The sequence below is a fragment of the Ensifer sp. GW821-FHT05G01 genome, from assembly GCF_059419585.1.
This window is the reverse complement of record NZ_JBWKSC010000005.1, coordinates 200,096-224,813: the sequence shown is the minus strand read 5'-3', so window position 1 is coordinate 224,813 and position 24,718 is coordinate 200,096. Positions and strand designations below refer to the sequence as shown.

General features: G+C 62.7%; 26 protein-coding genes and 1 tRNA gene. 12 read left to right on the top strand and 15 right to left on the bottom strand.

The genetic code is table 11. The features are described from left to right. Window positions 1-2: 2 nt before the first annotated feature. The 3 genes from rpsP to trmD all read left to right on the top strand — a co-directional run bounded on the left by rpsP (window position 3) and on the right by trmD (window position 1,725). Entirely contained in the window at window positions 3-368 is a 366-nt protein-coding gene (gene rpsP / locus AC07UR_RS14780) for a 30S ribosomal protein S16 (RefSeq protein WP_173418347.1), read from the top strand. Between the two features lie 92 nt (window positions 369-460). Then, the gene (rimM, locus tag AC07UR_RS14775) at window positions 461-1,021 is read left to right on the top strand and encodes a ribosome maturation factor RimM (RefSeq protein WP_209790418.1); all 561 of its coding nucleotides are present in this window, start codon (window positions 461-463) and stop codon (window positions 1,019-1,021) included. Window positions 1,022-1,032: 11 nt separating this feature from the next. Further along, a complete protein-coding gene (gene trmD, locus AC07UR_RS14770) occupies window positions 1,033-1,725 on the top strand; it encodes a tRNA (guanosine(37)-N1)-methyltransferase TrmD (RefSeq protein WP_209790419.1) in 693 nt (230 codons plus the stop codon). On the opposite strand, the gene AC07UR_RS14765 is transcribed toward trmD, so the two are convergent. Further along, window positions 1,707-2,453 (bottom strand): sulfite exporter TauE/SafE family protein, encoded by a 747-nt coding sequence (locus AC07UR_RS14765; protein ID WP_173418344.1) that lies wholly within the window; start codon window positions 2,451-2,453, stop codon window positions 1,707-1,709. The two genes, trmD and AC07UR_RS14765, sit on opposite strands and share 19 nt — an antisense overlap. 324 nt (window positions 2,454-2,777) lie before the next feature. On the opposite strand from AC07UR_RS14765, the gene rplS reads away from it, so the two are divergent. The 5 genes from rplS (at window position 2,778) to AC07UR_RS14740 (ending at window position 7,462) form a co-directional block, all read left to right on the top strand. After that, complete coding sequence (rplS, locus tag AC07UR_RS14760) at window positions 2,778-3,314, top strand: 50S ribosomal protein L19 (protein ID WP_173418343.1); 537 nt, start codon at window positions 2,778-2,780, stop codon at window positions 3,312-3,314. A 127-nt stretch (window positions 3,315-3,441) separates the two neighbouring features. Then, on the top strand, window positions 3,442-4,251 hold the full coding sequence (locus AC07UR_RS14755) for a transporter substrate-binding domain-containing protein (protein WP_173418342.1): 810 nt from the start codon (window positions 3,442-3,444) through the stop codon (window positions 4,249-4,251). Window positions 4,252-4,260: 9 nt separating this feature from the next. Then, the gene (locus AC07UR_RS14750; RefSeq protein ID WP_173418341.1) at window positions 4,261-5,082 is read left to right on the top strand and encodes an amino acid ABC transporter permease; all 822 of its coding nucleotides are present in this window, start codon (window positions 4,261-4,263) and stop codon (window positions 5,080-5,082) included. 243 nt (window positions 5,083-5,325) lie between these two features. Beyond that, entirely contained in the window at window positions 5,326-6,735 is a 1,410-nt protein-coding gene (gene leuC, locus AC07UR_RS14745; protein WP_209790420.1) for a 3-isopropylmalate dehydratase large subunit, read from the top strand. A 190-nt stretch (window positions 6,736-6,925) separates the two neighbouring features. Further along, window positions 6,926-7,462 carry a SixA phosphatase family protein gene (locus AC07UR_RS14740; protein ID WP_209790421.1) on the top strand — a complete coding sequence of 179 codons (537 nt, stop codon included), beginning with the start codon at window positions 6,926-6,928 and terminating at the stop codon, window positions 7,460-7,462. On the opposite strand, the gene AC07UR_RS14735 is transcribed toward AC07UR_RS14740, so the two are convergent. The 3 genes from AC07UR_RS14735 to AC07UR_RS14725 all read right to left on the bottom strand — a co-directional run bounded on the left by AC07UR_RS14735 (window position 7,450) and on the right by AC07UR_RS14725 (window position 10,029). Next, window positions 7,450-8,664: a GNAT family N-acetyltransferase gene (locus tag AC07UR_RS14735; protein ID WP_209790422.1), complete on the bottom strand. Its 1,215-nt coding sequence runs from the start codon at window positions 8,662-8,664 to the stop codon at window positions 7,450-7,452. The genes AC07UR_RS14740 and AC07UR_RS14735 overlap by 13 nt on opposite strands. A 3-nt stretch (window positions 8,665-8,667) precedes the next feature. After that, a complete protein-coding gene (locus AC07UR_RS14730; protein WP_209790423.1) occupies window positions 8,668-9,318 on the bottom strand; it encodes a DUF6875 domain-containing protein in 651 nt (216 codons plus the stop codon). Window positions 9,319-9,480: 162 nt separating this feature from the next. After that, on the bottom strand, window positions 9,481-10,029 hold the full coding sequence (locus AC07UR_RS14725; RefSeq protein WP_209790424.1) for a L,D-transpeptidase family protein: 549 nt from the start codon (window positions 10,027-10,029) through the stop codon (window positions 9,481-9,483). A gap of 143 nt (window positions 10,030-10,172) precedes the next feature. Here AC07UR_RS14725 and AC07UR_RS14720 point away from each other — a divergent pair, with 143 nt between their 5' ends. After that, window positions 10,173-10,856, top strand: coding sequence for a response regulator transcription factor (locus AC07UR_RS14720; protein WP_077500839.1), 684 nt, complete (start codon window positions 10,173-10,175; stop codon window positions 10,854-10,856). A 113-nt stretch (window positions 10,857-10,969) separates the two neighbouring features. After that, window positions 10,970-11,425, top strand: coding sequence for a cyclic nucleotide-binding domain-containing protein (locus AC07UR_RS14715; RefSeq protein ID WP_209790425.1), 456 nt, complete (start codon window positions 10,970-10,972; stop codon window positions 11,423-11,425). Between the two features lie 111 nt (window positions 11,426-11,536). Here the strand turns inward: AC07UR_RS14715 and AC07UR_RS14710 are convergent, their stop codons facing one another. From AC07UR_RS14710 to tesB, 6 genes are all read right to left on the bottom strand, one after another. Beyond that, complete coding sequence (locus AC07UR_RS14710; protein ID WP_209790426.1) at window positions 11,537-12,343, bottom strand: exodeoxyribonuclease III; 807 nt, start codon at window positions 12,341-12,343, stop codon at window positions 11,537-11,539. Between the two features lie 179 nt (window positions 12,344-12,522). After that, window positions 12,523-13,182, bottom strand: a complete 660-nt coding sequence (locus AC07UR_RS14705; protein ID WP_173418333.1) for an outer membrane lipoprotein carrier protein LolA — start codon at window positions 13,180-13,182, stop codon at window positions 12,523-12,525. Between the two features lie 136 nt (window positions 13,183-13,318). Continuing rightward, window positions 13,319-15,985: an FtsK/SpoIIIE family DNA translocase gene (locus AC07UR_RS14700; protein ID WP_209790427.1), complete on the bottom strand. Its 2,667-nt coding sequence runs from the start codon at window positions 15,983-15,985 to the stop codon at window positions 13,319-13,321. A 244-nt stretch (window positions 15,986-16,229) separates the two neighbouring features. Further along, window positions 16,230-17,594 (bottom strand): ammonium transporter, encoded by a 1,365-nt coding sequence (locus AC07UR_RS14695; RefSeq protein WP_209790428.1) that lies wholly within the window; start codon window positions 17,592-17,594, stop codon window positions 16,230-16,232. A 28-nt stretch (window positions 17,595-17,622) separates the two neighbouring features. Then, window positions 17,623-17,961 carry a P-II family nitrogen regulator gene (locus AC07UR_RS14690; protein ID WP_053249175.1) on the bottom strand — a complete coding sequence of 113 codons (339 nt, stop codon included), beginning with the start codon at window positions 17,959-17,961 and terminating at the stop codon, window positions 17,623-17,625. Window positions 17,962-18,191: 230 nt separating this feature from the next. Continuing rightward, window positions 18,192-19,082, bottom strand: coding sequence for an acyl-CoA thioesterase II (tesB, locus tag AC07UR_RS14685; RefSeq protein WP_077500833.1), 891 nt, complete (start codon window positions 19,080-19,082; stop codon window positions 18,192-18,194). Between the two features lie 85 nt (window positions 19,083-19,167). Between tesB and AC07UR_RS14680 the strand changes: the two genes are divergently transcribed. After that, on the top strand, window positions 19,168-20,382 hold the full coding sequence (locus tag AC07UR_RS14680; protein ID WP_209790429.1) for a ubiquinone biosynthesis hydroxylase: 1,215 nt from the start codon (window positions 19,168-19,170) through the stop codon (window positions 20,380-20,382). A gap of 227 nt (window positions 20,383-20,609) precedes the next feature. Here AC07UR_RS14680 and AC07UR_RS14675 read toward each other — a convergent pair whose 3' ends face one another. From AC07UR_RS14675 to AC07UR_RS14660, 4 genes are all read right to left on the bottom strand, one after another. After that, entirely contained in the window at window positions 20,610-20,798 is a 189-nt protein-coding gene (locus tag AC07UR_RS14675; RefSeq protein WP_077500831.1) for a Trm112 family protein, read from the bottom strand. Between the two features lie 10 nt (window positions 20,799-20,808). Beyond that, window positions 20,809-21,489 (bottom strand): LON peptidase substrate-binding domain-containing protein, encoded by a 681-nt coding sequence (locus AC07UR_RS14670; RefSeq protein ID WP_176354365.1) that lies wholly within the window; start codon window positions 21,487-21,489, stop codon window positions 20,809-20,811. A gap of 125 nt (window positions 21,490-21,614) precedes the next feature. Continuing rightward, entirely contained in the window at window positions 21,615-22,592 is a 978-nt protein-coding gene (gene trxA, locus AC07UR_RS14665) for a thioredoxin (protein WP_209790430.1), read from the bottom strand. A 58-nt stretch (window positions 22,593-22,650) separates the two neighbouring features. Beyond that, on the bottom strand, window positions 22,651-23,160 hold the full coding sequence (locus tag AC07UR_RS14660; RefSeq protein ID WP_209790431.1) for a prolyl-tRNA synthetase associated domain-containing protein: 510 nt from the start codon (window positions 23,158-23,160) through the stop codon (window positions 22,651-22,653). Between the two features lie 254 nt (window positions 23,161-23,414). On the opposite strand from AC07UR_RS14660, the gene AC07UR_RS14655 reads away from it, so the two are divergent. Beyond that, a tRNA-Gly gene (locus tag AC07UR_RS14655) sits at window positions 23,415-23,489 on the top strand. 132 nt (window positions 23,490-23,621) lie between these two features. Here the strand turns inward: AC07UR_RS14655 and AC07UR_RS14650 are convergent. After that, a complete protein-coding gene (locus tag AC07UR_RS14650; protein WP_173418325.1) occupies window positions 23,622-24,644 on the bottom strand; it encodes an aldose epimerase family protein in 1,023 nt (340 codons plus the stop codon). Window positions 24,645-24,718: the final 74 nt, after the last annotated feature.

Below are 24,718 nucleotides of genomic sequence, written 5' to 3'. Positions count from 1 at the left end.
AAATGGCACTGAAAATTCGTCTCGCCCGTGGCGGTTCCAAGAAGCGTCCTTACTACCAGATCGTCGTTGCCGACGCCCGCAGCCCGCGTGACGGCCGCTTCCTCGAGAAGATCGGTTCCTGGAACCCGATGCTCGGCAAGGACGACGAAAAGCGCGTCGAGCTGAACGCCGAGCGCATCAGCCACTGGATCGCCCAGGGCGCCCAGCCGACCGACCGCGTTCTGCGCTTCCTCGACCAGGCTGGTATCGCCCAGCGTCCGGCTCGCGCAAACCCGAACAAGGGCCTGCCGGGCAAGAAGGCTCAGGAGCGCGCTGCTGAAGCCAAGCAGAAGGCCGAAGACGCCGCTGCTGCTGCTGCCGCAGAATAAGTTCCGGTAAACGGATGAAGGAAACGGGCGGCATTTCCATGCCGCCCGTTTTCCGTTATGTGCACGCTGAAATCCCGAAACGGATGCGGATGATGAGCAAAATCGAAAACCCGGTTCTGATGGCGACAATCGGTGCGGCCCAAGGCCTGCGCGGCGAGGTCAGGGTGAAGTCGTTCACCGACGACCCGACGGCACTCGGCGACTATGGCCACCTTCATAGCGCCGACGGGCGCTTGTTCGAGGTTCTGGAAGTCCGCGAAGCCAAGAACGTGGTCGTCGTCCGCTTTCGCGGCGTCAACGATCGCAACGCCGCGGAGGCGCTCAACGGTCTCGAACTGTTCATCGACCGGGACAATCTGCCCGATGACGATCTCGACGAAGACGAATTCTTTTACGCCGACCTCGAGGGCCTGGAGGCCGTCGACGGCAGCGGCAAGAGCTATGGCACCGTGACCGGCGTGTTCGATTTCGGTGCCGGCGACCTGCTCGAGCTCAAGGGGCCGGGCAAGCGTCCCGTGCTCATCCCCTTTACCGAATGGTCCGTTCTGGAAATCGACCTTGAAGGCGGCAAGCTGCTGGTGGATCCGCTGGCCGCTGGTCTCATCGACGACAAGGACGAGCCCGGTAGCCCGTTTTCGGCCAAGCGCAAGTGAGCGGCAAGGCAATGTCCTTCCGCGCAACGGTGCTCACGCTTTATCCTGAAATGTTTCCCGGCCATCTCGGCGCCTCGCTTTCCGGCCGGGCGCTGGAGCGCGGCCAGTGGTCGATCGATGCCGTCCAGATCCGGGACTTTGCTGAAGACAAGCATCGCACAGTCGACGATACGCCGGCCGGCGGCGGCGCCGGCATGGTGTTGAAGCCCGACGTTCTCGCCCGCGCGATCGACGCGGTGTCCAGGGACGATCATCGCCCACGACTGTTGATGAGCCCGCGCGGAAGGCCGTTGACGCAGAAGCGCGTGCGCGAACTTGCCGATGGCCCCGGCGTGGTGATCGTCTGCGGCCGGTTCGAAGGCGTCGACCAACGCGTCATCGACGGGCGCGAACTCGAGGAAGTGTCGATCGGCGATTACATTCTTTCGGGCGGCGAGCCGGCGGCGCTGACACTGCTCGATGCCGTCGTTCGCATCCTGCCAGGGGTGATGGGCAACGAGCTGTCCGGCGTTCACGAAAGCTTCGAGGGCGGGCTGCTGGAGCATCCGCACTATACCCGGCCGCAGGTTTTCGAGGGCCGGGAGATCCCGCCGGTTCTGACCTCCGGCAACCACGGCGCCATCGCCAACTGGCGCGAGATTGAGGCGCGCCGGCTGACCGAAGAGCGTCGGCCTGATCTCCTTGTTCAACCCGTGAAGAAATAGTAGGCGGCGAGCAGCAACCCGATCGCCACGACCAGGGCACGGATTACCGCCTGCGGCACGCGCCGTGCCGCCCAGACGCCGATGTAACCGCCCAGGGCCGCCCCAGGAACCATGACCGCTGCGTGCAGCCACGACACGACGCCGCCGGCAGCGAAGACGACGATAGCGATGGTGGCAATGACGATCGAGATGAAGTTCTTGAGGGCGTTCAGGCGGTGATAGCCGCCGCCGGTGGCAAGTCCGAGCACCGCCAGCATCATGATGCCCATGCCGGCGCCGAAGAAGCCGCCATAGATCGAGGTTACGAACTGGCTGACGATGCCGGCCGGACTGATCGCATGCTCGTCTATGCGCGCCTTGGGCTTCAGGAGTGGTCCGGCGGCGAAGATCGCCGTTGCGGCGATCAGCAGCCACGGGACGAGCGCGCGAAACGAGGCGTTCGACAAGGAGATCAGCAGCACGGCGCCGGCGAGCCCACCGACCGCCGAGATGATGCCGAGCTGGATCGCCTGGCGGCGATCGGCGCGGATCTCCTTGGCATAGGCAAGCGCCGAGGTGATGTAGCCGGGAAGCTGGATGATCGACGAGGTCGCATTGGCGACAATCGGCGGCAAGCCGCCAAGGGTCATGGCGCCGAAGGTAAGGAAGGTGCCGCCGCCGGCAATCGCATTGACCATGCCCGACAGGAAACCGGCGACGAAAAGCAGAAGTATTTCGAAGAACTGCATGGTCTCCCCCCATTACCCAGCCCGGCATAGCCCGCAGGCTTTGCGGCCGCAAGCCCGCGTTCGCCTGCGTTTCCATGCGCGTTCTTTCGAAATCTCTGATAGAATTCGCGCCGAACGCCTCCATGGCCCGGAAAATATGGCTTTCGGGGATGACAAGCGGAGTTTCTTCGTGTAAGTGCCGCCCCGGTTCGGGTTTTTGCCCGTCGACCACCAACAAAGAATGGTGAATTCGCTCCTGCCGGGTCCGGCAACATCTGAAGGCATGTCCGACAGGTCGATCGAGAGCGCTCTGGCTGTTTCAGAAGAACTTGAAAGGTTAACCCGATGAACATCATCCAGCAGCTGGAAGCCGAACAGGCCGCCAAGATTGCCGCCAAGCGCACGCTCCCCGATTTCTCCGCAGGCGACACGCTGCGCGTCAACGTCCGCGTTGTCGAAGGCTCGCGTACCCGCGTTCAGGCTTATGAAGGCGTTTGCATCGCTCGTTCGGGCGGCGGCATCAACGAAAGCTTCACCGTTCGCAAGATCTCCTACGGCGAAGGCGTCGAGCGCGTATTCCCGGTTTACTCGCCGCTCGTCGAGAGCGTTGAAGTGGTTCGCCGCGGTAAGGTCCGTCGCGCCAAGCTTTACTACCTGCGCGATCGTCGCGGCAAGTCGGCTCGTATCGTTGAAAACACCGGTACGCGCGCTCGCAAGCTGAACGACGCCGAGCGCCAGGCCGTTGCCGAGGAAAAGGCACGTATCGAAGCTGAAAAGATCGCAGCAGCTCAGGCTCTGGCCGCCGAAAAGGCAGCAGCCGAAGCCGCAGAAGCCAAGGCAGCAGCAGAAGCCGCCAAGGCAGCAGAAGCTGCAGCGGAATAAGATTTCAATCCTTTCGGATTGTTGGAAAGGCGGCCTTGGGCCGCCTTTCTTTTTTGGTACTATGCGCTTGTCTTTTCTCCACAATCCGTGACATTTTTCGCTGCCACACTTTTCGGGAGTTCTTCCAATGACAATCCGTCGCCATGTGCTTGCGGGCATCGCAGCCGCACTTGCCGTTCCATTTGCTTTTTCTGCGTCGGCTTTCGCCAGCGACCTGCCGGATCTCGGCGGCAAGACGGTTGTCGTCGTCACGGAAAACGCCTATCCGCCGCTGCAGTTCGTCGATCCGAAGACCGGCGAGGCGATCGGCTGGGAATATGACGCGATGAACGAGATCGCCAAGCGTCTCAATTTCAAGGTCGAATATCAGAACACCAGCTGGGATGCGATGATCCAGGCGGTTCATGACGGCCAGTACCAGATCGGCATGACCGGCATCACCATCAAGGACGACCGCAAGGAGAAGGTCGACTTCTCCGACCCCTATATGCGCTCGCAGCAGTTCATGCTGGTACGCGGCGACGAGGCCCGCTTTAACGACGGCAAGAGCTTCGGCGCCTTTGCCGACGGCCTGGTTGGTGCGCAGCCGGGCACCTCGCCGTTCTACACCGCCGTCTACGAAATGCTCGATGGCAACGAGCAGAACCCGCGCGTCAAGCTGTTCGAAACCTTCGGTGCGACCGTGCAGGCATTGAAGGCCGGGGACGTCGACGTCGTTCTCACCGACAGCGTTGCCGCCAAGGGCTATGTCGATTCGTCCGAAGGCAAGCTGAAGGTCGTCGGCGGCCCGCTCGGCACTGAGGATTTCGGCTTCATCTACCCGAAGGGTTCCGATCTGGTCGCTCCGATCAACGCCGCGATCAAGGCGCTGAAGGCGGACGGAACCTTCGACGCCTTGGACAAGAAGTGGTTCCTCGACTACAAGATGGGCGGCTGATCGCAGGCAATGGCCTCCCCAAATTCTTCTGACATGTCCGCAAAGGGCGACTATCCCTGGTGGCTGGTCGCCCTTCTGGTGATTGCCGTGGCGCTCGCCGCCGTTATCGTCACCAATGATATCTATACCGAGGTCTTCAATGTCGTCCTCAAGGGCATCGGCGTCACCGTTTTCGTGACCCTGATGGGCTTCGTGCTGGCGACGACGCTCGGCCTCGGCATCGCACTGATGGCGCTGTCGGAGCATGCGGCCCTTCGCCAGATCGCACGCTTCTACACCGAAGTCATTCGCGGCGTGCCGATCCTTGTCCTCCTGTTCTACATCGCCTTCGTCGGCGCGCCGGCGCTCGTCGTGGTCGCGAATTTCATCACCGCGCCGCTGATTTCGGCCGGCTGGATGGAGCCGGTGGTGGTGCGCGACATTTCGCTGATGTGGCGGGCGATCATGGCGCTGATGATCGGCTATTCCGCCTTCATCGCGGAAGTGTTTCGGGCTGGCATCCTCTCCGTCGACAAGGGACAGGTCGAGGCGGCCAAGGCGTTGGGCCTGACTCGCTACCAGCGGTTTCGCCTGGTGATCTTTCCGCAGGCAATCCGCGTGATCCTGCCGCCGCTCGGCAACGATTTCGTCGCCATGGTCAAGGACTCATCGCTGGTCTCGGTGCTCGGCGTTGCCGACATCACCCAGATGGGCAAGGTCTACGCTTCCGGTTCCTTCCGCTTCTTCGAGACCTATTCGATCGTTGCCTATGTCTACCTGGTCCTCACCATCGGCCTGTCGTTGGGCCTGAGGGGGGTCGAGCGGCGTTTGCGACGCGCCGAGCAGCGTTGAGGCCGCTTCCACCGATTGCCGAAGTGTCAAAAAATTGATATGTACGGCCTCATGGAATCCAAGTTCGGATGTCGAGAGCAGAAAATCGTCGTGCTGCAGGACCACAAGCGTCTGCCGGCACGCTTTTTCGCGCGCGTATCCGGGGCGCTGACAAGCCTCCTATCCTGATCCCTTGATCAGCGTTTCCGGCCGCCCTGCTGCCGGCCTTTCCCTTCTTTACGAAAATTCGATGGATATATCGCCATGAGCGCACCGCGTACTCTCTATGACAAGATCTGGGACGACCATCTGGTCAACAGCCAGGACGATGGAACCTGTCTTCTCTACATCGATCGTCATCTCGTTCACGAGGTGACGAGCCCGCAGGCTTTCGAAGGTCTGCGCATGGCCGGCCGCAAGGTCCGTGCTCCGGAAAAGACGCTTGCCGTCGTCGACCACAACGTGCCGACTTCGCCGGACCGCCACCTCGGCATCAAGAATGAGGAAAGCCGCATTCAGGTCGAGGCGCTCGCCACCAATGCGGCCGAGTTCGGGGTTGAATACTACTCCGAAAACGACAAGCGTCAGGGCATCGTGCATATCGTCGGCCCCGAGCAGGGCTTTACGCTGCCCGGCATGACCATCGTCTGCGGCGATAGCCACACCTCGACGCACGGCGCCTTCGGTGCGCTGGCGCACGGTATCGGCACGTCCGAAGTCGAGCACGTGCTTGCGACCCAGACGCTGATCCAGCAGAAGGCCAAGAACATGCTGGTGCGCGTCGACGGCCAGCTGCCGCCGGGCGTTACCGCCAAGGACATCATCCTTGCCATCATCGGCGAGATCGGCACTGCCGGCGGCACCGGCCACGTCATCGAGTTTGCCGGCGAAGCCATCCGCGCGCTGTCGATGGAAGGTCGCATGACCATCTGCAACATGACGATCGAAGGCGGCGCCCGCGCCGGCCTGATCGCGCCTGATGAGACGACCTTCGAATACATCAAGGACAAGCCGCGCGCGCCGAAGGGCAAGGCGCTGGAGATGGCGATCGACTATTGGAAGACGCTGCACACGGACGAGGGCGCACACTTCGATCGCGTCGTCGTGCTCGACGCGGCCAATCTGCCGCCGATCGTCTCTTGGGGTTCGTCGCCCGAGGACGTCATTTCGGTTCAGGGCATCGTTCCGAACCCGGATGAAATCCCGGAAGAAAACAAGCGCACCTCCAAGTGGCGCGCGCTCGACTACATGGGCCTGAAGCCCGGCACCAAGGTCACCGACATAGCGATCGACCGCGTCTTCATCGGCTCGTGCACCAATGGCCGCATCGAGGACCTGCGCGCCGTTGCCGCCGTCGTCGAGGGCCGCAAGGTCGCGTCGACGGTTTCGGCGATGATCGTTCCGGGCTCCGGCCTCGTCAAGGAGCAGGCAGAAGCCGAAGGCCTCGACAAGATCTTCCGCCAAGCCGGCTTCGACTGGCGCGAGCCGGGCTGCTCCATGTGCCTGGCGATGAACGACGACCGGCTGAAGCCGGGCGAGCGTTGCGCCTCGACCTCCAACCGCAACTTCGAAGGACGTCAGGGCTTCAAGGGACGCACGCACCTGGTGTCGCCGGCAATGGCGGCAGCCGCTGCGGTCGCCGGACATTTCGTCGACATTCGCGAGTGGAAATGATCAGGCGCGCGCGGAAATAATCCCGCGCGCGTGGACATAAGCCAGTTTTTGAGCTTTTCCGGCGTTGATGGCCGCCCTTCGGGGCGGCCTTTTTTATGGTCCACTCTTGCCGGGACAAAATGGCGGTGCGATGCCAGAATAACCCGATACCTGTCAGTGAGGATCGCACGTCGTTGCGAGGGAGGACGTAATGGCCAGGGATCACAGGACGCAGACATACCGCCTGATGCTGTTGCGCCATGCCAAGTCCGCCTGGCCCGAAGATGTGCCGGACCACGATCGACCGCTTGGCGAGCGCGGCCGCAAGGCGGCGCCATTGGTCGGCGCCTATATGGAGCGAAAAGGGTTGATCCCCGGGCTGGCGATCGTTTCCACGGCGCGGCGGGCTCGGGAAACCTGGGCGCTGGTCAAGGGTATCCTGCCGCCGCCAATCCCTGCCCGTGAGACACGCGACATCTACGAAGTTGCAGCACCGGCCATTCTGGCCACCATTCGTGCGGTCGACCCGGCCATCCGCAACCTGCTTGTCGTCGGGCATAATCCGGGCATGGAGGATCTCGCCCTTCAGCTTGCCGGTTCGGGTAGGCAAGAAGCGCTTGCGCGCATGCAGCAGAAATTTCCGACGGCGGCGCTTGCCGTGTTCGAGTTCGACGGCTCCAGCTGGGAGGACCTGGCTGCAGGCGGGTGTCGTCTCGTCGATTTTGTCACGCCGCGTCAGCTGGACTGAGAAGACTGCCCGGCTCGGATCTTTCGCATCACAAGCTTTTGCACCAGAGCGGCCGGCAGGCGCTTTGCCAAGGCCTTGGCCATCGGTTGCAGTCGCGCCAGGACGAGCGCGCGCAGCAACCGGCCGCGCCAGGAATATGCGAAGGCATAGTCCCTGATGGCCACAAGCCCGTCGGCATGCTGCATCTTGTAGCAGTCCGCCGGCGCCAGCAGATCAAAGATCGTGTTGCCACGGTGGGCGGCCGCCGCGAATGTTCGATGGATGAGCAACCGTCCGAGGCCCTCGCGCTCGTAGCCAGGGTCGGTTGCCAGCACGTGGCCGAAGGTGTGGCCCTTGCAGTCGAAGGACAGGTCGACGCCGATCGCTCTCCCGTCGCGGGTGATTGCCGAGACGTGCAGGCCCGTCGCGAGATCGCCGGCAAGATCTTCGAAGAACGCCTGGAAGCGGGTGTCCATGACGGTCGGCGACAGGATCGCGTTTTCGAGCAGCCAGTTTTTCTTGATGGCGATTGCGGACGCGACCGCCGCCTCGGCTGCCTGGCCCGAACCGGGCTCGGAGAAGCCGATGTCGCCGCGTTCGCGGAGCCTTCGCAATCGGCGCCGGTAGTTCGATCGCTCGCGCGCGGAATAGGCGATGCCCGGACCATCGGCCGTCACCCGACGCGACAGGCATGCGAACGGCGCCTGCACGTCGCCCGGCAGGCACGCGCCGACCGCGATGGCTGATCCGCAGAGGGCGGCGTCTGACCGCACCCGGCGGGCCCAGAACATGTCGGCACCGAGCGCTTCCACGGCATTCCAGCCGACTTCGAGCAAGGCGTGTGCGGTATCACCGGCTTCGACGAGCACGTCGCCGAACTGCGCCACCGGCGCGCCCATGAAGCCGAGCGTGTCGATGCCGAGCTCGCGACGACGCACCAGCGGCCAGACGGTGACAAGGCGTCCGTCGATACGGCCGGTGAGAATAGAGAGCTGCGTCTTTGCGTCGAGATAGTGCCGTGTCCAGTAGCGCAGGAAGATATGGCGCTGGAAGACCTGCTGAGGTGCTGCCGCTCGCTCGAACAGATCGTCCCAGTCCCCCTGCAAGGCCATGAAGCCTTCGAGGCTTGTGACGACACTGATTTCAAGGTCGTCTCCCAAACGGCCGAGGATCGGACTCCGTTCGATTGTCTCGGCGATCGGCGACGTCGCTCGGCCGGGCATGGCTCAGCGGCTTCGGAAGTGATTGACGAGCCGCCGCGTTCCCTTGATCGGGAAACGGGCGAGATAGGCAACCATGAGAGCGGGATGGAGCGCGGCAAACGGGGCGTCGTTTTCGACCAGATGCCGGATCGCCAGAACCGGCATCGGCGAGCGCAGCGGCCGGAAGTCCGGATTCCACAGGCCGCGATCCTCGGAACCTGCATGCATCATGCCGATCATCCGGGCGCGCGCTAGCGAGTAGAACCGGTGCCGTCGCTGGATCCGCTTCAACATCGCGATCCCGTCCTGATCGGCGCAATCCGGAAAGCCGACGATGACGGTGCGGAAATGCTTCATCGCGGGCTTGCAGGGGATGGCTTCAAGCGCGCCGAACGCACCACGGATAAGGGCGAAAGCGTCGTCTTCGTCACCGGGGCGCGCGCGGGAAATCGCGAGGCGAACCGTATCGATCTTGGCGGCCTGGCGGGTAAAGGGGCAGACGGCGCCGGCTCGTCCGAGATCGGGATGACTGTTCATCAGATAGGATTCGACCCAGTCGAGCAGCCGCGCAATATCGGACCCTTGCAAGGGGCCGTCCGCGAGATCGCGAACCTCACCTATCCTGAAGAAGCGTCCATCGGTCACCGGTATCGCTTTGGCCATCGTCGTCAGCATCGGCTGCACTCGCCCTGCAAATCTTGCTTGTGGCTACATAGATGTCAGAGCTTGCGGAAGTGTTTATGGTTGTGCACGACGAGATTTCTCGTTCGGGTTATGCTTTCCGAATTCTCATGTCGAGCGCTGATATGGGGGCATATTGGCGCAGATGCGGAAGGGTTACAGAACCTTGACGATGGTGCCGCGACGCAGGTGCGGGATCAACCGGCGCATGGAAGCCAGGCTTATGGCGACACAGCCCTGGGTCGGCTCGTAGCCGGGACGGATGAGGTGAAAGAAGATCGCCGACCCGGCATGACGGCGGCGGCTGGTCAGGTTCCAGTCCATCACCAGGCAGACGTCATAGAGCCCGTCGTCACGCATCATCTCTTCGTGGCTCGGCGCGAACGGCGCCTTGGCCGGGCGATTGTAGCGGGCATGATCGGGCGCATCGCACCAGAGCATTCCCTTGCGGGTTGCCATTGTCGGTAGGGACGTCGGCGGCAGCACGATCCTGTCGCGCCTGACATAGCCGCCGACGAGCTTCATCGCTGCGCGGGGCGTCGCGCCGTCACCCTCGCGCTTGCGGCTGGTGATGCCGCTGCGACCGATGGCGGCTTGCTCCGTGCGGCCATCGAAGCTAACCAGTGCACGCCTGCGATCAAGCGGGGAAGGCCGGACGGTGATGACGGATTTGACTGGCCTTCTTCCCGACGTTTTCTTGCGCATCTCTCTCACAGATTTTTGAATTGTCCGTGATTTGGCGGGCACCATAAGCACGGTTGCATATATAACGCGGTTCCAAAACCGGTTCGCTTGCCAACACGGGCATTTGAGCTAGTTTGAAACCGGAAGCAAACAGGAATTGTCCCATGGCGACCCGTACCATTCTTCTTGTCGATGACGACAATGACCTGCGCGAAACGTTGGTCGAGCAGCTTTCGCTCTACGAGGAGTTCGATCTTCTCCAGGAAGCCTCTGCCGGCAAGGGTATACAGGCGGCGCGCGCCCAGCAGGTCGACCTGTTGATCATGGATGTCGGGCTGCCCGACATGGATGGGCGTGAGGCGGTCAAACTCCTGCGCAAGGGTGGCTTCAAGGCGCCGATCATCATGCTTACCGGCCACGATACCGATTCCGATACGATCCTGGGTCTCGAAGCCGGTGCCAACGATTATGTCACCAAGCCATTCCGCTTTGCCGTGCTGCTCGCGCGCATCCGCGCGCAGCTACGCCAGCACGAGCAGAGCGAAGATGCGACGTTCAGCGTCGGTCCCTATACGTTCAAGCCCAGCCAGAAGCTGCTGACGCTCGAAAACGGCCAGAAGATCCGCCTGACCGAAAAGGAAGCGGCGATCATCCGCTACCTCTATCGTGCCGACCAGAAGGTGGTGACGCGCGACGTGCTGCTCGAGGAAGTCTGGGGCTACAATTCCGGCGTGACGACGCACACGCTCGAAACGCATGTCTACCGGCTTCGCCAGAAAATCGAGCGCGACCCTTCCAATGCCGAGATTTTGGTGACAGAGAACGGCGGCTACAAGATCGTTCCGTGAGGCGGCGACGTCGGATGATTTTCCGTATGTCAGTCGCTCCAGACTATTTGCATCGATTGCGATGCTCTTGGGTACCGAGCCCGAAAGCGTCGTAATTTAGGGAGGTTAGCCGCTTGGCGCTCAACGACGACATCGTTCTTCTGTCCAACGTGCCGCTTTTTGCCGATATCAGCGAGGACAAGCTGAGGCTGATCGCCTTTGGTGCGGAGCGTCGCCGGGTGTTCAAGGGGCAGGAGCTGTTTCGCGAAGGTGCGCCGGCCGATTGCGCGTTTGCCATTGCCAGCGGCAGTCTCTCGCTTTCGAAGGCCAATGCCGATGGCGCGATGGAAGAGATCACCACCGTCGGTCGCGGCGCGCTTCTGTCCGAGCTGGCGCTGATCTCGATGGTGGAGCGCAAGTTCACCGCGACCGCCGACGAAGACAGCGAAGTAATCCGCATCAATCGCCCGCTCTTCCGGCGCATGCTGGAAGAGTATCCGGAAGTTGCCGCCCTCGTCGAGTCGCGCATCCGTGAGAACTTGCAGGCGATGATCAGGCGCGCTGGGGCGCTCGCCGGCCGCTTCGCCTGACGGTCATCCAGTCAACGGTCTGACGCCAGGCGCTTTTGCCCGCCACCGTATTTGCGCGCATGCGGGCGCTGCGCCCGGCCGGCGACCCGACAGCCGTCGGCGATCCGGAGGCTAGATATCGAAATGCGCGATCACCGGCACATGGTCCGACGGCCGCTCCCAGCCGCGTGCCTCACGCAGGATGTCCACCTGTGTGAGCGTCGGTGCGAGGTCGGCCGACGACCAGATATGGTCGAGGCGCCGGCCGCGGTCGGCCGCCTCCCAATCCTTCGCGCGGTAGCTCCACCAGGTATAGAGCTTGGTCGGTGATGGTGCATGCTGGCGCATCAGATCGACCCAGGCGCCGCCGGTCATCACCGAGGTCAGGCCTTCGGTTTCGATCGGCGTGTGGCTGACGATCTTCAGGAGTTGCTTGTGCGACCAGACGTCGTCTTCAAGCGGAGCGATGTTGAGATCGCCGACGAGGATCGACGAGATGCCGGCCTCGGCTTCGGCGTGCAGCAGCTTCATTTCATCGACGAAATCGAGCTTGTGGCCGAACTTCGGATTGATCGAGCGGTCCGGTTCGTCGCCGCCGGCCGGAACGTAGAAATTGTGCAGACGGATCTTCTTGCCGCCCGCTTCAAATACCACCGAGAGGTGGCGCGCATCGCCGACGCCACAATAGTCGCGGCGATCGCTGAGTTCGTGCAGCGGCAGCCGCGAGATCGTCGCGACGCCGTGATAACCCTTCTGGCCGTGCATTTCGATATGGTTGTATCCAAGCGCCTTCAGCGGCTTCGACGGAAACTGGTCGTTGGGGCACTTGGTTTCCTGCAGGCAGAGAATATCGGGCTGCCAGGTCTTCAGGAGGTGTTCGACCAGCGGCATGCGCAGGCGAACGGAGTTGATGTTCCACGTGGCGACGGAAAGGGCCATTGCGCATTCCCCATGATCGGGTGGGTCCGGGCGTTCGACCAATGGGAAGCCGGCTCAGGACGGGTGTATTCTCGATGTCCGAGCGGTTTAAGCAGGTCCGGCGGCCGGCGACAAGGAAGGCATGAAAAAGGCCGCCAGAAGGCGGCCGATGTCCACAAGCACGGCTACGGAAAAGGCCGTCAGCGGCCCTTGTTGCGCACTTCGTCGTAGGGGATCTTGAATACCTTGTCGTCCAGCGCCATGCCCGTCTGGACGTTGAAGATCATCACCGAGGTGTCCTTTTTCTGCGCGTCGGTGATCGTCCACTGGCGCAGGTCGTAGGTCTTCGGGTCGAACATCATGGTGATGGTCGAATCGCCGAAAATCGAGCGATCGCCGAGCACGATGGTGATGAGGTCGGATTCTTCCTTGACGCCGCGCACCATCTTGCCGGTCAGGTCGATCCGTTCGCTGAGCAACAGGTTCAGCGGCGTCTTCGACAGCGGGTAGATGTCCCAGGTCTTCAGCTTCATGTTGCCGATGACCACCGACTTGCCGTCGGCGATCACGCGCATGGGCGAAGGCGCCTCGTAGTTGAAGCGGATGCGGCCAGGGCGGCGGATGTAGAACTTGCCACCGGTCTGCTCGCCGCGCGGACCGAATTGCACAAATTCCCCGGCCATGGTTTTGACGGACGAGAAATGGTCGGCGATCTTCTGGGCGGAGCCCGTGGCCTGCGCAAAGGCCTTCGTGATGTCGAGACCGGCACCACCCATGCCCGCAAGCGCCGCAAGGCCACCAACGAATACACGGCGCGACATCGCCGGATTGTTGCCTTGGGTGGTTTTCGTCTCTGTCATCGCAGTCTCCTTCATTTCCTTGATCATCTGGAGCGCAAGTGCGGCACCTTCAAGGCGTTTTTCATGGCCTTCGGCGGGCCGCGCTCTCACATGACCGTTACCGGGCTTTGAACACCGCCCGTGACAGGAGCCGGGTTTACCGGCCGGTGATATCCGCTTCCGTGGGCACGAGGATTTCTCGTTTGCCGGCGTGGTTCGCCGGGCCGATGATGCCTTCCTGCTCCATGCGCTCGATCAGCGACGCGGCCCTATTATAGCCGATCCCGAGGCGACGTTGCACGTAGGATGTGGAGGCCTTGCCGTCACGCAGGACGATCGCCACGGCCTGGTCATAAGGGTCGTCGGAATCGGCAAGATTGGACGTGCCGGCCGGGCCGCCGCCATCACTGTCCTCGTCGTCATCTTCGGTGATCGCGTCGAGATACTGCGGCGTGCCCTGGGTCTTGAGATAGGCGACGACTTCCTCGACTTCGGTGTCGGACACGAACGGCCCGTGCACGCGCTGGATACGCCCGCCGCCGGCCATATAGAGCATGTCGCCCATGCCGAGCAGCTGCTCGGCGCCCTGTTCGCCAAGAATGGTGCGGCTGTCGATCTTCGAGGTCACCTGGAAGGAGATGCGGGTCGGGAAGTTGGCCTTGATCGTGCCGGTGATGACGTCGACCGAGGGGCGCTGCGTTGCCATGATCACATGGATGCCGGCGGCGCGCGCCATCTGCGCCAGCCGCTGCACAGCACCTTCGATGTCCTTGCCGGCGACCATCATCAGGTCGGCCATTTCGTCGATGATGACGACGATATAGGGCATCGGCGACAGATCGAATTCTTCGGTCTCGTAGATCGCTTCGCCGGTCTGGCGGTCGAAGCCGGTCTGCACCGTGCGGGTGATCGCGTCACCCTTGGCCAGCGCCTGCTCGACGCGGGTGTTGAAGCCGTCGATGTTGCGCACGCCTATCTTCGACATCTTCTTGTAGCGCTCTTCCATCTCGCGCACCGTCCACTTGAGCGCGACGACCGCCTTTTTCGGGTCGGTCACGACAGGCGAAAGCAGGTGCGGAATGCCGTCATAGACGGAGAGTTCGAGCATCTTCGGGTCGATCATGATCAGGCGGCACTGGTCGGGACGCAGGCGGTAGAGCAGCGACAGGATCATGGTGTTGATCGCCACCGACTTGCCCGAGCCGGTGGTGCCGGCAACCAGCAGATGCGGCATCTTGGCGAGGTCGGCGACCACGGGTTCGCCACCGATGGTCTTGCCGAGCGCCATGGCCAGGCGCGCCTTCGAGGTCTCGAAGTCACGCGAGCCGATCAGCTCGCGAAGGTAGACGGTTTCGCGGCGCTGATTCGGCAGTTCGATGCCGATGGCGTTGCGGCCGGGAACGACGGCGACGCGGGCAGCGATCGCGCTCATCGAGCGGGCGATGTCGTCGGCAAGGCCGATGACGCGGGAGGACTTGATGCCCGGCGCCGGTTCCAGTTCGTAGAGGGTGACGACCGGACCGGGGCGGACGTGGATGATCTCACCCTTGACGCCGAAGTCCTCCAGCACGCCTTCCAGCATGCGGGCGTTCTGCTCCAGCGCATCGGCGGAGAGCGAGGCGTCGCGGGTGACGTTCTTCGGCTCGGCGAGAAAATGCATCGGCGGCAGCGCGAAATCGCCGTCGTCGTCCTCGACGAAAGAGCGCTGCGCTTCGCGTTCGAGCCGCTGGCTGGTCTTCGGGCGAGGCGGTGGCGTGGCAACACGCGAACCGGCCTTCGCCAGGCCCTGCTTCGGCGGTGCGGCTTTTGGTGCCCAATCGGATGCGACGTCGTCATCCTCGTCATCGGGCAGAATGCCGGCAGGGCGACGCTCATCCATGAAGGGCATATCGTCATCATCGTCGGCCATGATCGGTGGCGGTGTGACGATGCGGCGTTCGGAGCGGTCGAGCGACGGTTCGATGCGGTCGCCGGCAGCCATCGGCTTCGGCCGGGCCGGCTCGTTCAGCGTGCCGAATTCGTCATTGTTGAAATCGTAGGGTTCGTCGTACTGGCGCTTGGTCGGGGTGCGGGTGCCGCTCATGCCGAAGATACGGCGAACGCGCGCCTGCACGGTGTAGCGCATATGCGCGAACGAGCCCATCAGCAGCGTGAAGGGACCTTCGCTGTCGTCCTCGTCCAGTTCGTCGCGCACGGTGCGCGCCTTGCTCGGCGTCGGTTCCTCGATCTCGTCTTCGTCCTCTTCCTCGCCGAGACCGATCAGGCCGGCACTGTAGATCAGGCACCAGGCGGCAGGGGCGGCAAAGATGCAAGCAAGGACGGTGGCAAAGGTGCCGGTCGGGAAGGAGCCGATGAAAAGCGCGGGAAAACGCAGGATCATGTCGCCGAAGACGCCGCCGAGGCCATTGGGCAGCGGCCAGGTGATCGGCGCCGGAACACAGCTCAAAGCAGCGCCGGCAAGCACCGATCCGACGAACCAGAGGGCGAGGCGCTTGACGATCTTGTCGAAGCGCTTGCCACCGATCAGCACCAGTGCCCAGGCAACGGCCGGGAGCAGGGCGACGACGCTGGCAAGCCCGAAGAACTGCATGAAGATATCGGCGAACGCTGCGCCTGCATAACCAAGCACGTTGGTCGGCTCGTCCGAGGTGGCGTAGGAGAAGCTCGGATCGGCAACGTTCCATGTCGACAGCGCAGCGATGGCCAGCGCCAGCGCGCCAAACAGCGCGAAGCCCGCCAGCGACGCGATCTGTCGCCAAACGAATGTTGTTAGCACGAACCGGTTGGAACGGCTGTCAAGCGCTGCCGGATTGCTTCTGCTCATGTTGCCTGCTGCCCGTCTCGATCTTCTAGGCACATTGCGCGCCATGGAATCAACCTAAGCGAAGCACGGTTAATGCGACATTAACCATGCGCGTGTGCCGCTAAAATACCGGTGGGCGGCGGCCCGCAAGCGCTGAAATTCAGCAAAAAAAGCCCGGATCTCTCGATCCGGGCCAAAGGCGATCCGCATCAGACGGACCGCGACGGGACGGTGAGCGGCGCCTGTCGATGGCGCCGCGATTGGCTTAGCTGTGGTAGGCGGCTTCGCCGTGGGACGAGAGGTCGAGACCTTCGCGTTCGGCTTCGACCGAAACCCTAAGGCCGACGATCGCATCGACCACCTTGTAAAGGATGGCCGAGACGACGCCGCACCAGACGATGGTGATGGCAACGGCGGTGAGCTGGGTCATGAACTGGCCGCCCATGGAGACGCCGTCGGCATAACCGATGCCGCCGAGCGACGACGAGGCGAAAATGCCGGTTGCCAGCGCACCGAAGAAGCCGCCGACGCCGTGAACGCCGAAGACGTCAGCGGTGTCGTCGTAACCGAACTTGTTCTTCACCACCGAGACGAAGAAGTAGCACAGCGGCGAAACGATCAGGCCCATGACGATTGCACCCATCGGGCCGGCAATGCCGGCAGCGGGCGTGATGGCAACAAGGCCGGCGATCATGCCCGAAGCGGCACCCAGCATCGAGGCCTTGCCGCGGGTGAAGGTTTCGACGACCGACCAGGAGAGGATGGCCGCTGCGGTTGCAAGGAAGGTGTTGACGGTTGCGAGCATCGCGCCGCCGGATGCCTCGAGGTTGGAGCCGGCGTTGAAGCCGAACCAACCGAACCACAGCATCGCCGCACCGACGAGCGTCAGCGTCATCGAATGCGGTGCCATCATGTCCTTGCCGAAGCCGGTGCGCTTGCCGACCATGATTGCGCCGATGAGGCCAGCGACGCCGGCATTGATGTGAACGACGGTGCCGCCGGCAAAATCGAGAGCGCCCATGCCGAAGAGCAGGCCGTTGCCGTCCCAGACCATGTGGGCGATCGGGAAGTAGACGAAGGTTGCCCAGAGAACGGAGAAGAGCACGGCTGCCGAGAACTTGATGCGCTCGGCAAAGGCACCGATGATGAGGGCCGGCGTCAGCGCCGCGAACGTCATCTGGAACAGCATGAAGATGTATTCCGGAATGACCACGCCTTCTGAGAAGGTGGCCGACGTGCTGTCAGTCGAGACGCCTGCCAGGAACATCTTGGCAAAGCCGCCGAAGTAGGGGCTGGTCGAGCCGCCGAAGGCGAAGGAATAGCCGTAGACGACCCAGACGATCATCATCGTTGCGCCGATGACCGTGCACTGCATCAGCACCGACAGCATGTTCTTGGCGCGCACGAGGCCGCCATAAAACAGCGCGAGGCCTGGGATCAGCATGAAGAAGACGAGCAGGGTGGAGATGAACATGAAGGCCGTGTCGGCCTTATCGGGAACGGGGGCTGCGGCGGTGGCAGCGGCTGCTGCCGGTGCGGCTTCCTGGGCAAAGGCGACGACCGGCGAAAGAAGGGCGGCAGAGGCTGCGCCGATCCTGACCAGAGAGGTAGAAAGTTTGCTTGACGACATCGAAATAGTGCTCCCTGAACGGCGTGGCTTACAACGCTTCTGAATCGGTTTCGCCGGTGCGGATGCGCACGGCATGGTCAATCGAATAGACAAAGATCTTGCCGTCACCGATCTGGCCGGTCTTGGCGGCGGCGGCGATCGCTTCCACGGCCCTGTCGACGACTTCCGAGGGGACTGCGATCTCGATCTTCAGCTTTGGCAGGAAGCTCACGGCGTATTCGGTGCCGCGATAGATTTCGGTATGTCCCTTCTGGCGGCCGTAGCCTTTGACCTCGGTTACGGTCAGGCCCTGGATGCCAACAGCAGTGAGGGCTTCACGAACCTCATCGAGCTTGAACGGCTTGATAATGGCCATCACAATTTTCATCGGTTTCCCATCCTTGTTCGCCTCCGGCCGGAGGCCATCTCTCCTTGCTGCGAACGCTAAAAGCGCCTTGCAACCGGACAGCTACATTCAAGGGGCGTGCCAGATTCGTTGTGATGAGCTAAGACTATGAAAAGGCATGGAAAAATTATCACGCGCGGCATGTGTGCCGCGACGCGCTAAAAAATCGTCATTTTAGAAGATTAAAAAATAGGCAGAAAAGATTAAGCGCCTTATTTTTGTTCAGGTGCCTTTTTCCGGATCAGGCCTTCCTGCGCCACCGAGGCGATCAGCACGCCGGAACGATCAAAAAGGCTGCCGCGGGTCATGCCGCGGGCACCATGGGCGCTGGGGCTGTCCTGGGTGTAGAGCAGCCAGTCGTCCATCCGGCAGGGGCGATGGAACCACATGGCGTGATCGAGGCTTGCAACCTGCAGGTTGCGATCGAACACCGACGTGCCATGGGCATAGAGCGAGGTGTCGAGCAGCGTCATGTCGGAGAGATAGGCAAGCACGGCTGCCTGCAGGTGACGCTCGTCGGGCACCTGGCCGACGGCCTTGACCCAGACGTCCTGTGTCGGCTTGCCGTCGTTGCGGGCAAAATAGTGGCTGAGCGAGACCGGGCGGATCTCGATCGGTCGCGGCCGCTCCCAATAGCGGCGGATCGCTTCGGGCGCATGCGCCAGGAACTTGTCCTTCAGTTCCTGCTCGCCCGGCAGGGTTTCCGGCATCGCCACGTTGGGGATGTCGATCTGATGTTCGAACCCGTCCTCGTCGTACTGGAAGGATGCCGACATCGAGAAGATCGCCTTGCCGTGCTGGATGGCGACGACACGGCGCGTGGCGAAGCTTGAGCCATCGCGGATGCGGTCGACCTCGTAGATGATCGGCACCGAGGGATCGCCGGGGCGCATGAAATAGGCGTGCAGCGAATGCACGTAGCGACCCTCGTCGACGGTGCGCTGGGCGGCGACCAGCGCCTGGCCGATCACCTGGCCGCCGAAAACGCGCTGCCAGCCGACCTGGGGACTGCGGCCACGAAACAGGTTCTCCTCGAGCTTTTCGAGGTCGAGTGTGGCAAGCAGCGCATCCATGGGCGTTGCGGTCTCAGTGGGGCGCGACATTTCGGCTGTCTCCAACGGTAGGAACGGCGATGGCATTGATCTATATAGGCATGAAACGATGCTCAAGTGCGACGGGAGAAAGCGGATGATCGATGTGTTGATTGCCGGTGGCGGCTATGTCGGCCTTTCGCTCGCGGTATCGCTGAAGAAGGCGGCGCCGCATCTTGCGGTCTCCGTCATCGACGGCGCGCCGGAAGGGGCATGGAAGCGCGACGAGCGTGCCTCGGCCGTCGCTTCCGCCGCCGAACGCATGCTCGACGTTCTCGGCGTCTGGCAGGCGATCGCGCCGGAGGCCGAACCGATCCGGCGCATGGTCATCACCGATTCGAAGACGTCGGATCCGGTGCGCCCTGTCTTCCTGACCTTCGACGGCGAGGGCGAGGAGGGCAGGCCCTTTGCCCATATGGTGCCGAACACCGCCATGGTCGGCGCGCTACGCGCTGCCTGCGAGGAATTTGGCGTGACGGTGCGTCAATCGACGATGGTCGAAACCTTCGAGAGCGGCGATCATTCGGTTGCGGTCACGCTTGCCGGCGGCGAACAGCTGGAAGCCCGGCTGCTGGTTGCCTGCGACGGCGTGCGCTCGAAGCTGCGTGATGCCGCCGGCATCAAGACGGTCGAGTTCGATTACGGCCAGTCCGGCATCGTCACCACCGTCGAGCACGAGCGCCCGCATGAGGGCACCGCCGAGGAGCATTTCCTGCCGGCCGGCCCCTTCGCCACGCTGCCGCTCAAGAACAATCGCTCGTCGCTGGTGTGGACCGAGCGCACCACCGATGCCGAGCGGCTGGTCAAGGGCGACGATTTCCTGTTCGAGGAGGAGCTGGAGCGCCGCTTCGGCCACAGGCTCGGCCATCTCAAGGTCGTCGGCGGCCGGCGCGCGTTTCCGCTCGGCCTGACGCTGGCGCGCGATTTCGTAAAACCGCGGTTTGCGCTTGCGGGCGACGCCGCCCACGGCATCCATCCGATCTCCGGCCAGGGCCTCAATCTCGGCTTCAAGGACGTGGCGGCGCTGGCCGAGACGATCGTCGAGGCCGACCGGCTTGGGCTCGACATCGGTTCGCTGGCCATTCTCGAGCGCTACCAGAGCTGGCGCCGGTTCGACACGTTCCGCATGGGGGTGACGACTGATGTGCTCAACCGGCTGTTTTCGAACGACATCACGCCGGTCCGGATCGCCCGCGATTTCGGCCTTGGGCTCGTCGACCGACTGCCGTCGCTGAAAAGCTTCTTCATCCGCCAGGCAGCCGGCATCGCCGGCGACGCGGACCCGCGGCTGCTTTCCGGCCAGCCGATCTGATCCGCAAAGCGCGGCATTCCTGGGTTTGCCCCCTCACCCTAGCCCTCTCCCCGCAGGCGGGGCGAGGGGATTTGGTTGCGTGCGCGGCGATGGCGCCACATCCAAGAGAAGAGATTTGGCACCGAGCGTGCGGCGGATTTCCTTCTGCCCGCTTGCGGGAAGAAGGTGACCGGCAGGCCGGATGAGGGGAAGTTGGGCGTATTGGGAGCTTGGCCGGCAGCCTAGCGTCAGTCTTCGATCTTGCGCGCCTCGGAGATCAGCATGATCGGCACGCCATCGCGGATGGGGTAAGCGAGCCGCGCCTTTTCCGAAATCAACTCGCCCGCTTCGGCGTGATAGCTGAGCCGGCCCTTGGTCAGCGGGCAGACGAGCAGTTCGAGCAGTTTCGGATCGACCTTGCTGGCGTTGACGTCCACGAGCCCTCGCTTATTGCAGGATATTGTCGACATCGCCGAAATTGCGCGCGAGCACGATCTCGGTAATGGCGATCAGCGTTTCGGCGCGGGTCTTGAGGTCGGGTGCTTCCAGCAGCGCCTGTTTCTCGGCCGGCCCGTAGGGGGACATCATTGCCATCGAGTTGACCAGCGTGCGGTTGCTGGCGCGCTCCACACTCTCCCAGTCGGCCTTCAGCTTGTTGGCCTCCAGATAGGCCCTGAAGGCTGCCAGCAGCGCCGAACGGTCGACCAGGCTCTCATCGTCGCGGTTTTCGAGATCGGCGGTGAACGGGCCGATGCGGAAGCGGCGGTAGCCGCGCGTGCCGGCGACTTCGTTGAACAACCGGTAGCGGCACACGCCCGTCAGCGAGGTGATGTAGCGGCCGTCGCCGGTTTCGGCAAAGGAGGTGATGCGGCCGATACAGCCGACCTGACAGAGTGCTGGAACCGGCCCGACGCCGATATCGTTGCGGCCTTCGCAGAAGGAAGGCTGCACGATCCCGATCAGCCGATTGCCGGAAAGGGCATCGTCGAGCATCGCCAGATAACGCGGCTCGAAGATGTTGAGCGGCAACTGCGCGCCAGGCAAAAGCAGCGCGCCGGTCAGCGGAAACACCGGAATGATCTCCGGCAAGTCCTGCGGACCTAGATAACGTGCATTTCCGACATGCATTCCGATCGACCTTGCAGATGTCCGGTCTCGCCCCCGCCACGCATCGCTGCGTGGCCAACCAGATCAAGAAATGGTGCGCCCTTTGAAAATCTCAAGGGAAAAACGCACCGATCTTGCTGCGTGGTTCAGGAAAACAGGATCGACGAGAGCTTGCGGCGGGCGGCGATCGTCGCCGGGTCTTTCGGACCCCAGACTTCGAAGAAGGAGACGAGCTCACGCCGTGCGCCGTCATCGTCGAAAGCCCGGTCGCGTTTCATGATCGTCAACAGGTGATCCGCCGCGCCATTGCGGTCGCCTTCGACGTTGCGGATCTTGGCCAGCATCAGGCGGGCTTCATGGTCGTCGGGGTTGGCTGCCAGGCGCTGTTCCAGAGCATTGGGATCGCCGAGCTTGCGGGCTTCCTCGATCTGGTCGAGCTTCTTGGCAACCGCGCTGATGCCGGCATCCTTGGCAAGATCTTCCGGCAGGCTCGAAAGCGCTTCGCGCGCTTCGGCGATCTGGCCGAGGGTGATCATGCAATCGACCATGCCGGCAATCGCCACCACATTCTCCGGATCTGCCTGCAGCACCGCGCCGAAGAGGCCGGCGGCGTTTTCGGCATCGCCCGTCTCCAGCAGAGCCTTGGCGTCGGCGAGCACGGCCTCGATCTCGGCCTTGCTGTCGTCGACGGCAGGGCCGGCGACCTTTTCGATGAATTGCTTGATCTGGCTCTCAGGCACCGCCCCCATGAAGCCGTCGACCGGTCGCCCGCCGACGAAGGCGATGACGGCCGGGATCGACTGGATGCCGAGCTGTCCGGCAATCGATGGATGGTCGTCGATGTTCATCTTGACGAGCTTCACGCGGCCGGCAGCTTCCGTCACGACCTTTTCGATCACCGGGGTCAGTTGCTTGCACGGACCGCACCAGGGTGCCCAGAAGTCGACGAGAACAGGCTGCTGGCGCGACGCGTCGAGCACATCCTTGGCGAAGTTGGCGGTCGTCGTTTCCTTGATCAGATCGCCGCTTGGGGGCGCGGCGGCGGCCGGCTGGCCGCCGAAGGAAGCCGAAGCGGTCATCTGGTTGCCGAAGGACCCTGCATAGGGATTGTCGTTGCCCGTCATTCTTCTCTCCTCGCCGGCTCTCGATCCGGCTTCCTGCATTCGCGCCAAAGATCGTATGTCAGGCTGTCACTTTCAAGACAAGCGGTTCATGTCCCGTGGCTTCCATGAAGCGCAACAGGTCCTTCGAGCCGATCGAGGTCGTCGCGTCGTTGGACAGCGGGTGGCAGTTGATCACATCGAATGCCATCAGCTCCTCGTCGATGATCACCTTGACGTTGCCGTCGGTATCGTTGATCGCGCCGAGTGCCGTGACCGCTCCCGGGATGACGCCGAGATACTCCATCAGCTTCTCCGGCTTGCCGAAGGAAACCTTGCTGGCCGCGCCGATGACCTGGTGCACCGTCTTCAGATCGACGGTCGCGTGCTCCTCGACGGTCAAAAGGAAGTAGTTGTCCTTCTTGTCCTTCACGAAGAGGTTCTTGGTGTGGCCGCCGGGAATTTCGTCACGCAGCGCCACCGATTCGGCCACGGTGAACACGGGCTCGTGTTTTTTTGTGCTGTGCTCGATGCCGAGATCGTCGAGAAAGCGGAAAAGGTCGTCCGCGGTCTTCGGTTGCACGTCGTTCATCGGGGTGATTCTCCTGGCGATCGATTTTTTTCCAGTCTGCTTTAGGGGAAAACGGCCGCGGCGTGCAATCTCACAGACGCCGGTGGGGCGCGAAAACGCGGCATTTGCGGGCTTCCTGAGGAGGCTCCCAAAAAATATTCGATTTCTCGACATTTCCCTGTTGCATTCCAAAATCGCTTAGGCCATATAGCGCCCGTCGCCGCAAGTCAGCGGCACCCACGGTCCACCGACTACCCCCCGGACCGAGGTAATGAGCGGGTGTAGCTCAGGGGTAGAGCACAACCTTGCCAAGGTTGGGGTCGGGCGTTCGAATCGCCTCACCCGCTCCAATTTTCCCAACCGATTGTAATATAATTATTCTTCGCCTCGGGCGAAGAGCCTGGATAAGTAGGTCAAGCCGCAGCCGTGATGGCTTACGTTCGCGGCAATGCACGCGTCACCGATGGTCTCGGCAAAAATTCTCAGCTCTTCATAAAGACATAATCCGTTTCCTGGCGACGGGTCTCGCCCGGGCGCAGAACCGCGTTCGGAAAGCCCTCGTGATTGACGGCATCCGGCCACACCTGGGTTTCCAGACAGAAGCCGGCAAAAGCGCCATAGCGACGTCCTTCGAGACCGGGCACCGGCACGTCGAGCTTGAAGCCGGTATAGAGCTGGACGCCGGGCTCGGTCGTCAGCACTTCCATCGTCACGCCGGAATTGAGACTGCGGGCAAGGGCGACCGAGTGTTTCGCCATGCGTTCCCGCGAGAGGCAGAAATTATGGTCGTAGGCGATGCGTTCGCCCTCGGCCTGGCGCCTGAGCGAGGTCATCTCCCTGAGATCGAAGGCGGTGCCTTCGACCGGGCGGATTTCCCCCGTCGGCACCTGGCGCTCGTCGGTCGGCAGATAATGGTCGGCGGCAATCATGATGTCGTGGCCGAGTGCATCCGCGCCGCCATCCAGATTGAAATAGCTGTGCTGACAGACGTTGGCGAGCGTCGGCCTGTCGCTCTTAGTCTCGTAGACGACACTGAGCAGGCCGCCGGGCTTCAGCTGGTAGGTGCAGCGGATCTGGCAGTTGCCCGGATATCCGGCGCGGCCATCCGGATCGGTGATCTCCAGCGTGACGCTGTCGCGCGTCCGCTCGACAATCGTCCAGTTGCGCTTGCCGATGTTGTCGCTGCCGCCATGCAGGTGCGTCACGCCCTTTTCGTTGCATTCGAGCTGGTGGGTCTCGCCATCGAGGGTGAAGCGACCGCCGCCGATGCGGTTGGCACAGCGGCCGGGCGTCGCGCCGAAATAAGGAGAATGGGCGACATAGCTCTCGAGATCGGTAAAGCCGAGCACCAACGGCGGCTCATGGCCATCCAGCCGCAGGTCCTGGATCACGCTTCCCCAGGTAAGAATATGGGCAGTCAGGCCTCCACCGGAAAGCACGACACGATGAACCGGCTCACCCGATGGCAGGTGTCCGAAGATTTGCGTGTCCGCATGCTTGTCCATCGTCTGGTTCTCCCCGTCCTTGCGGCAAGCAACCTGCGTCATTTCCTGGGGATCGGCAACCGGAAATCGAGATT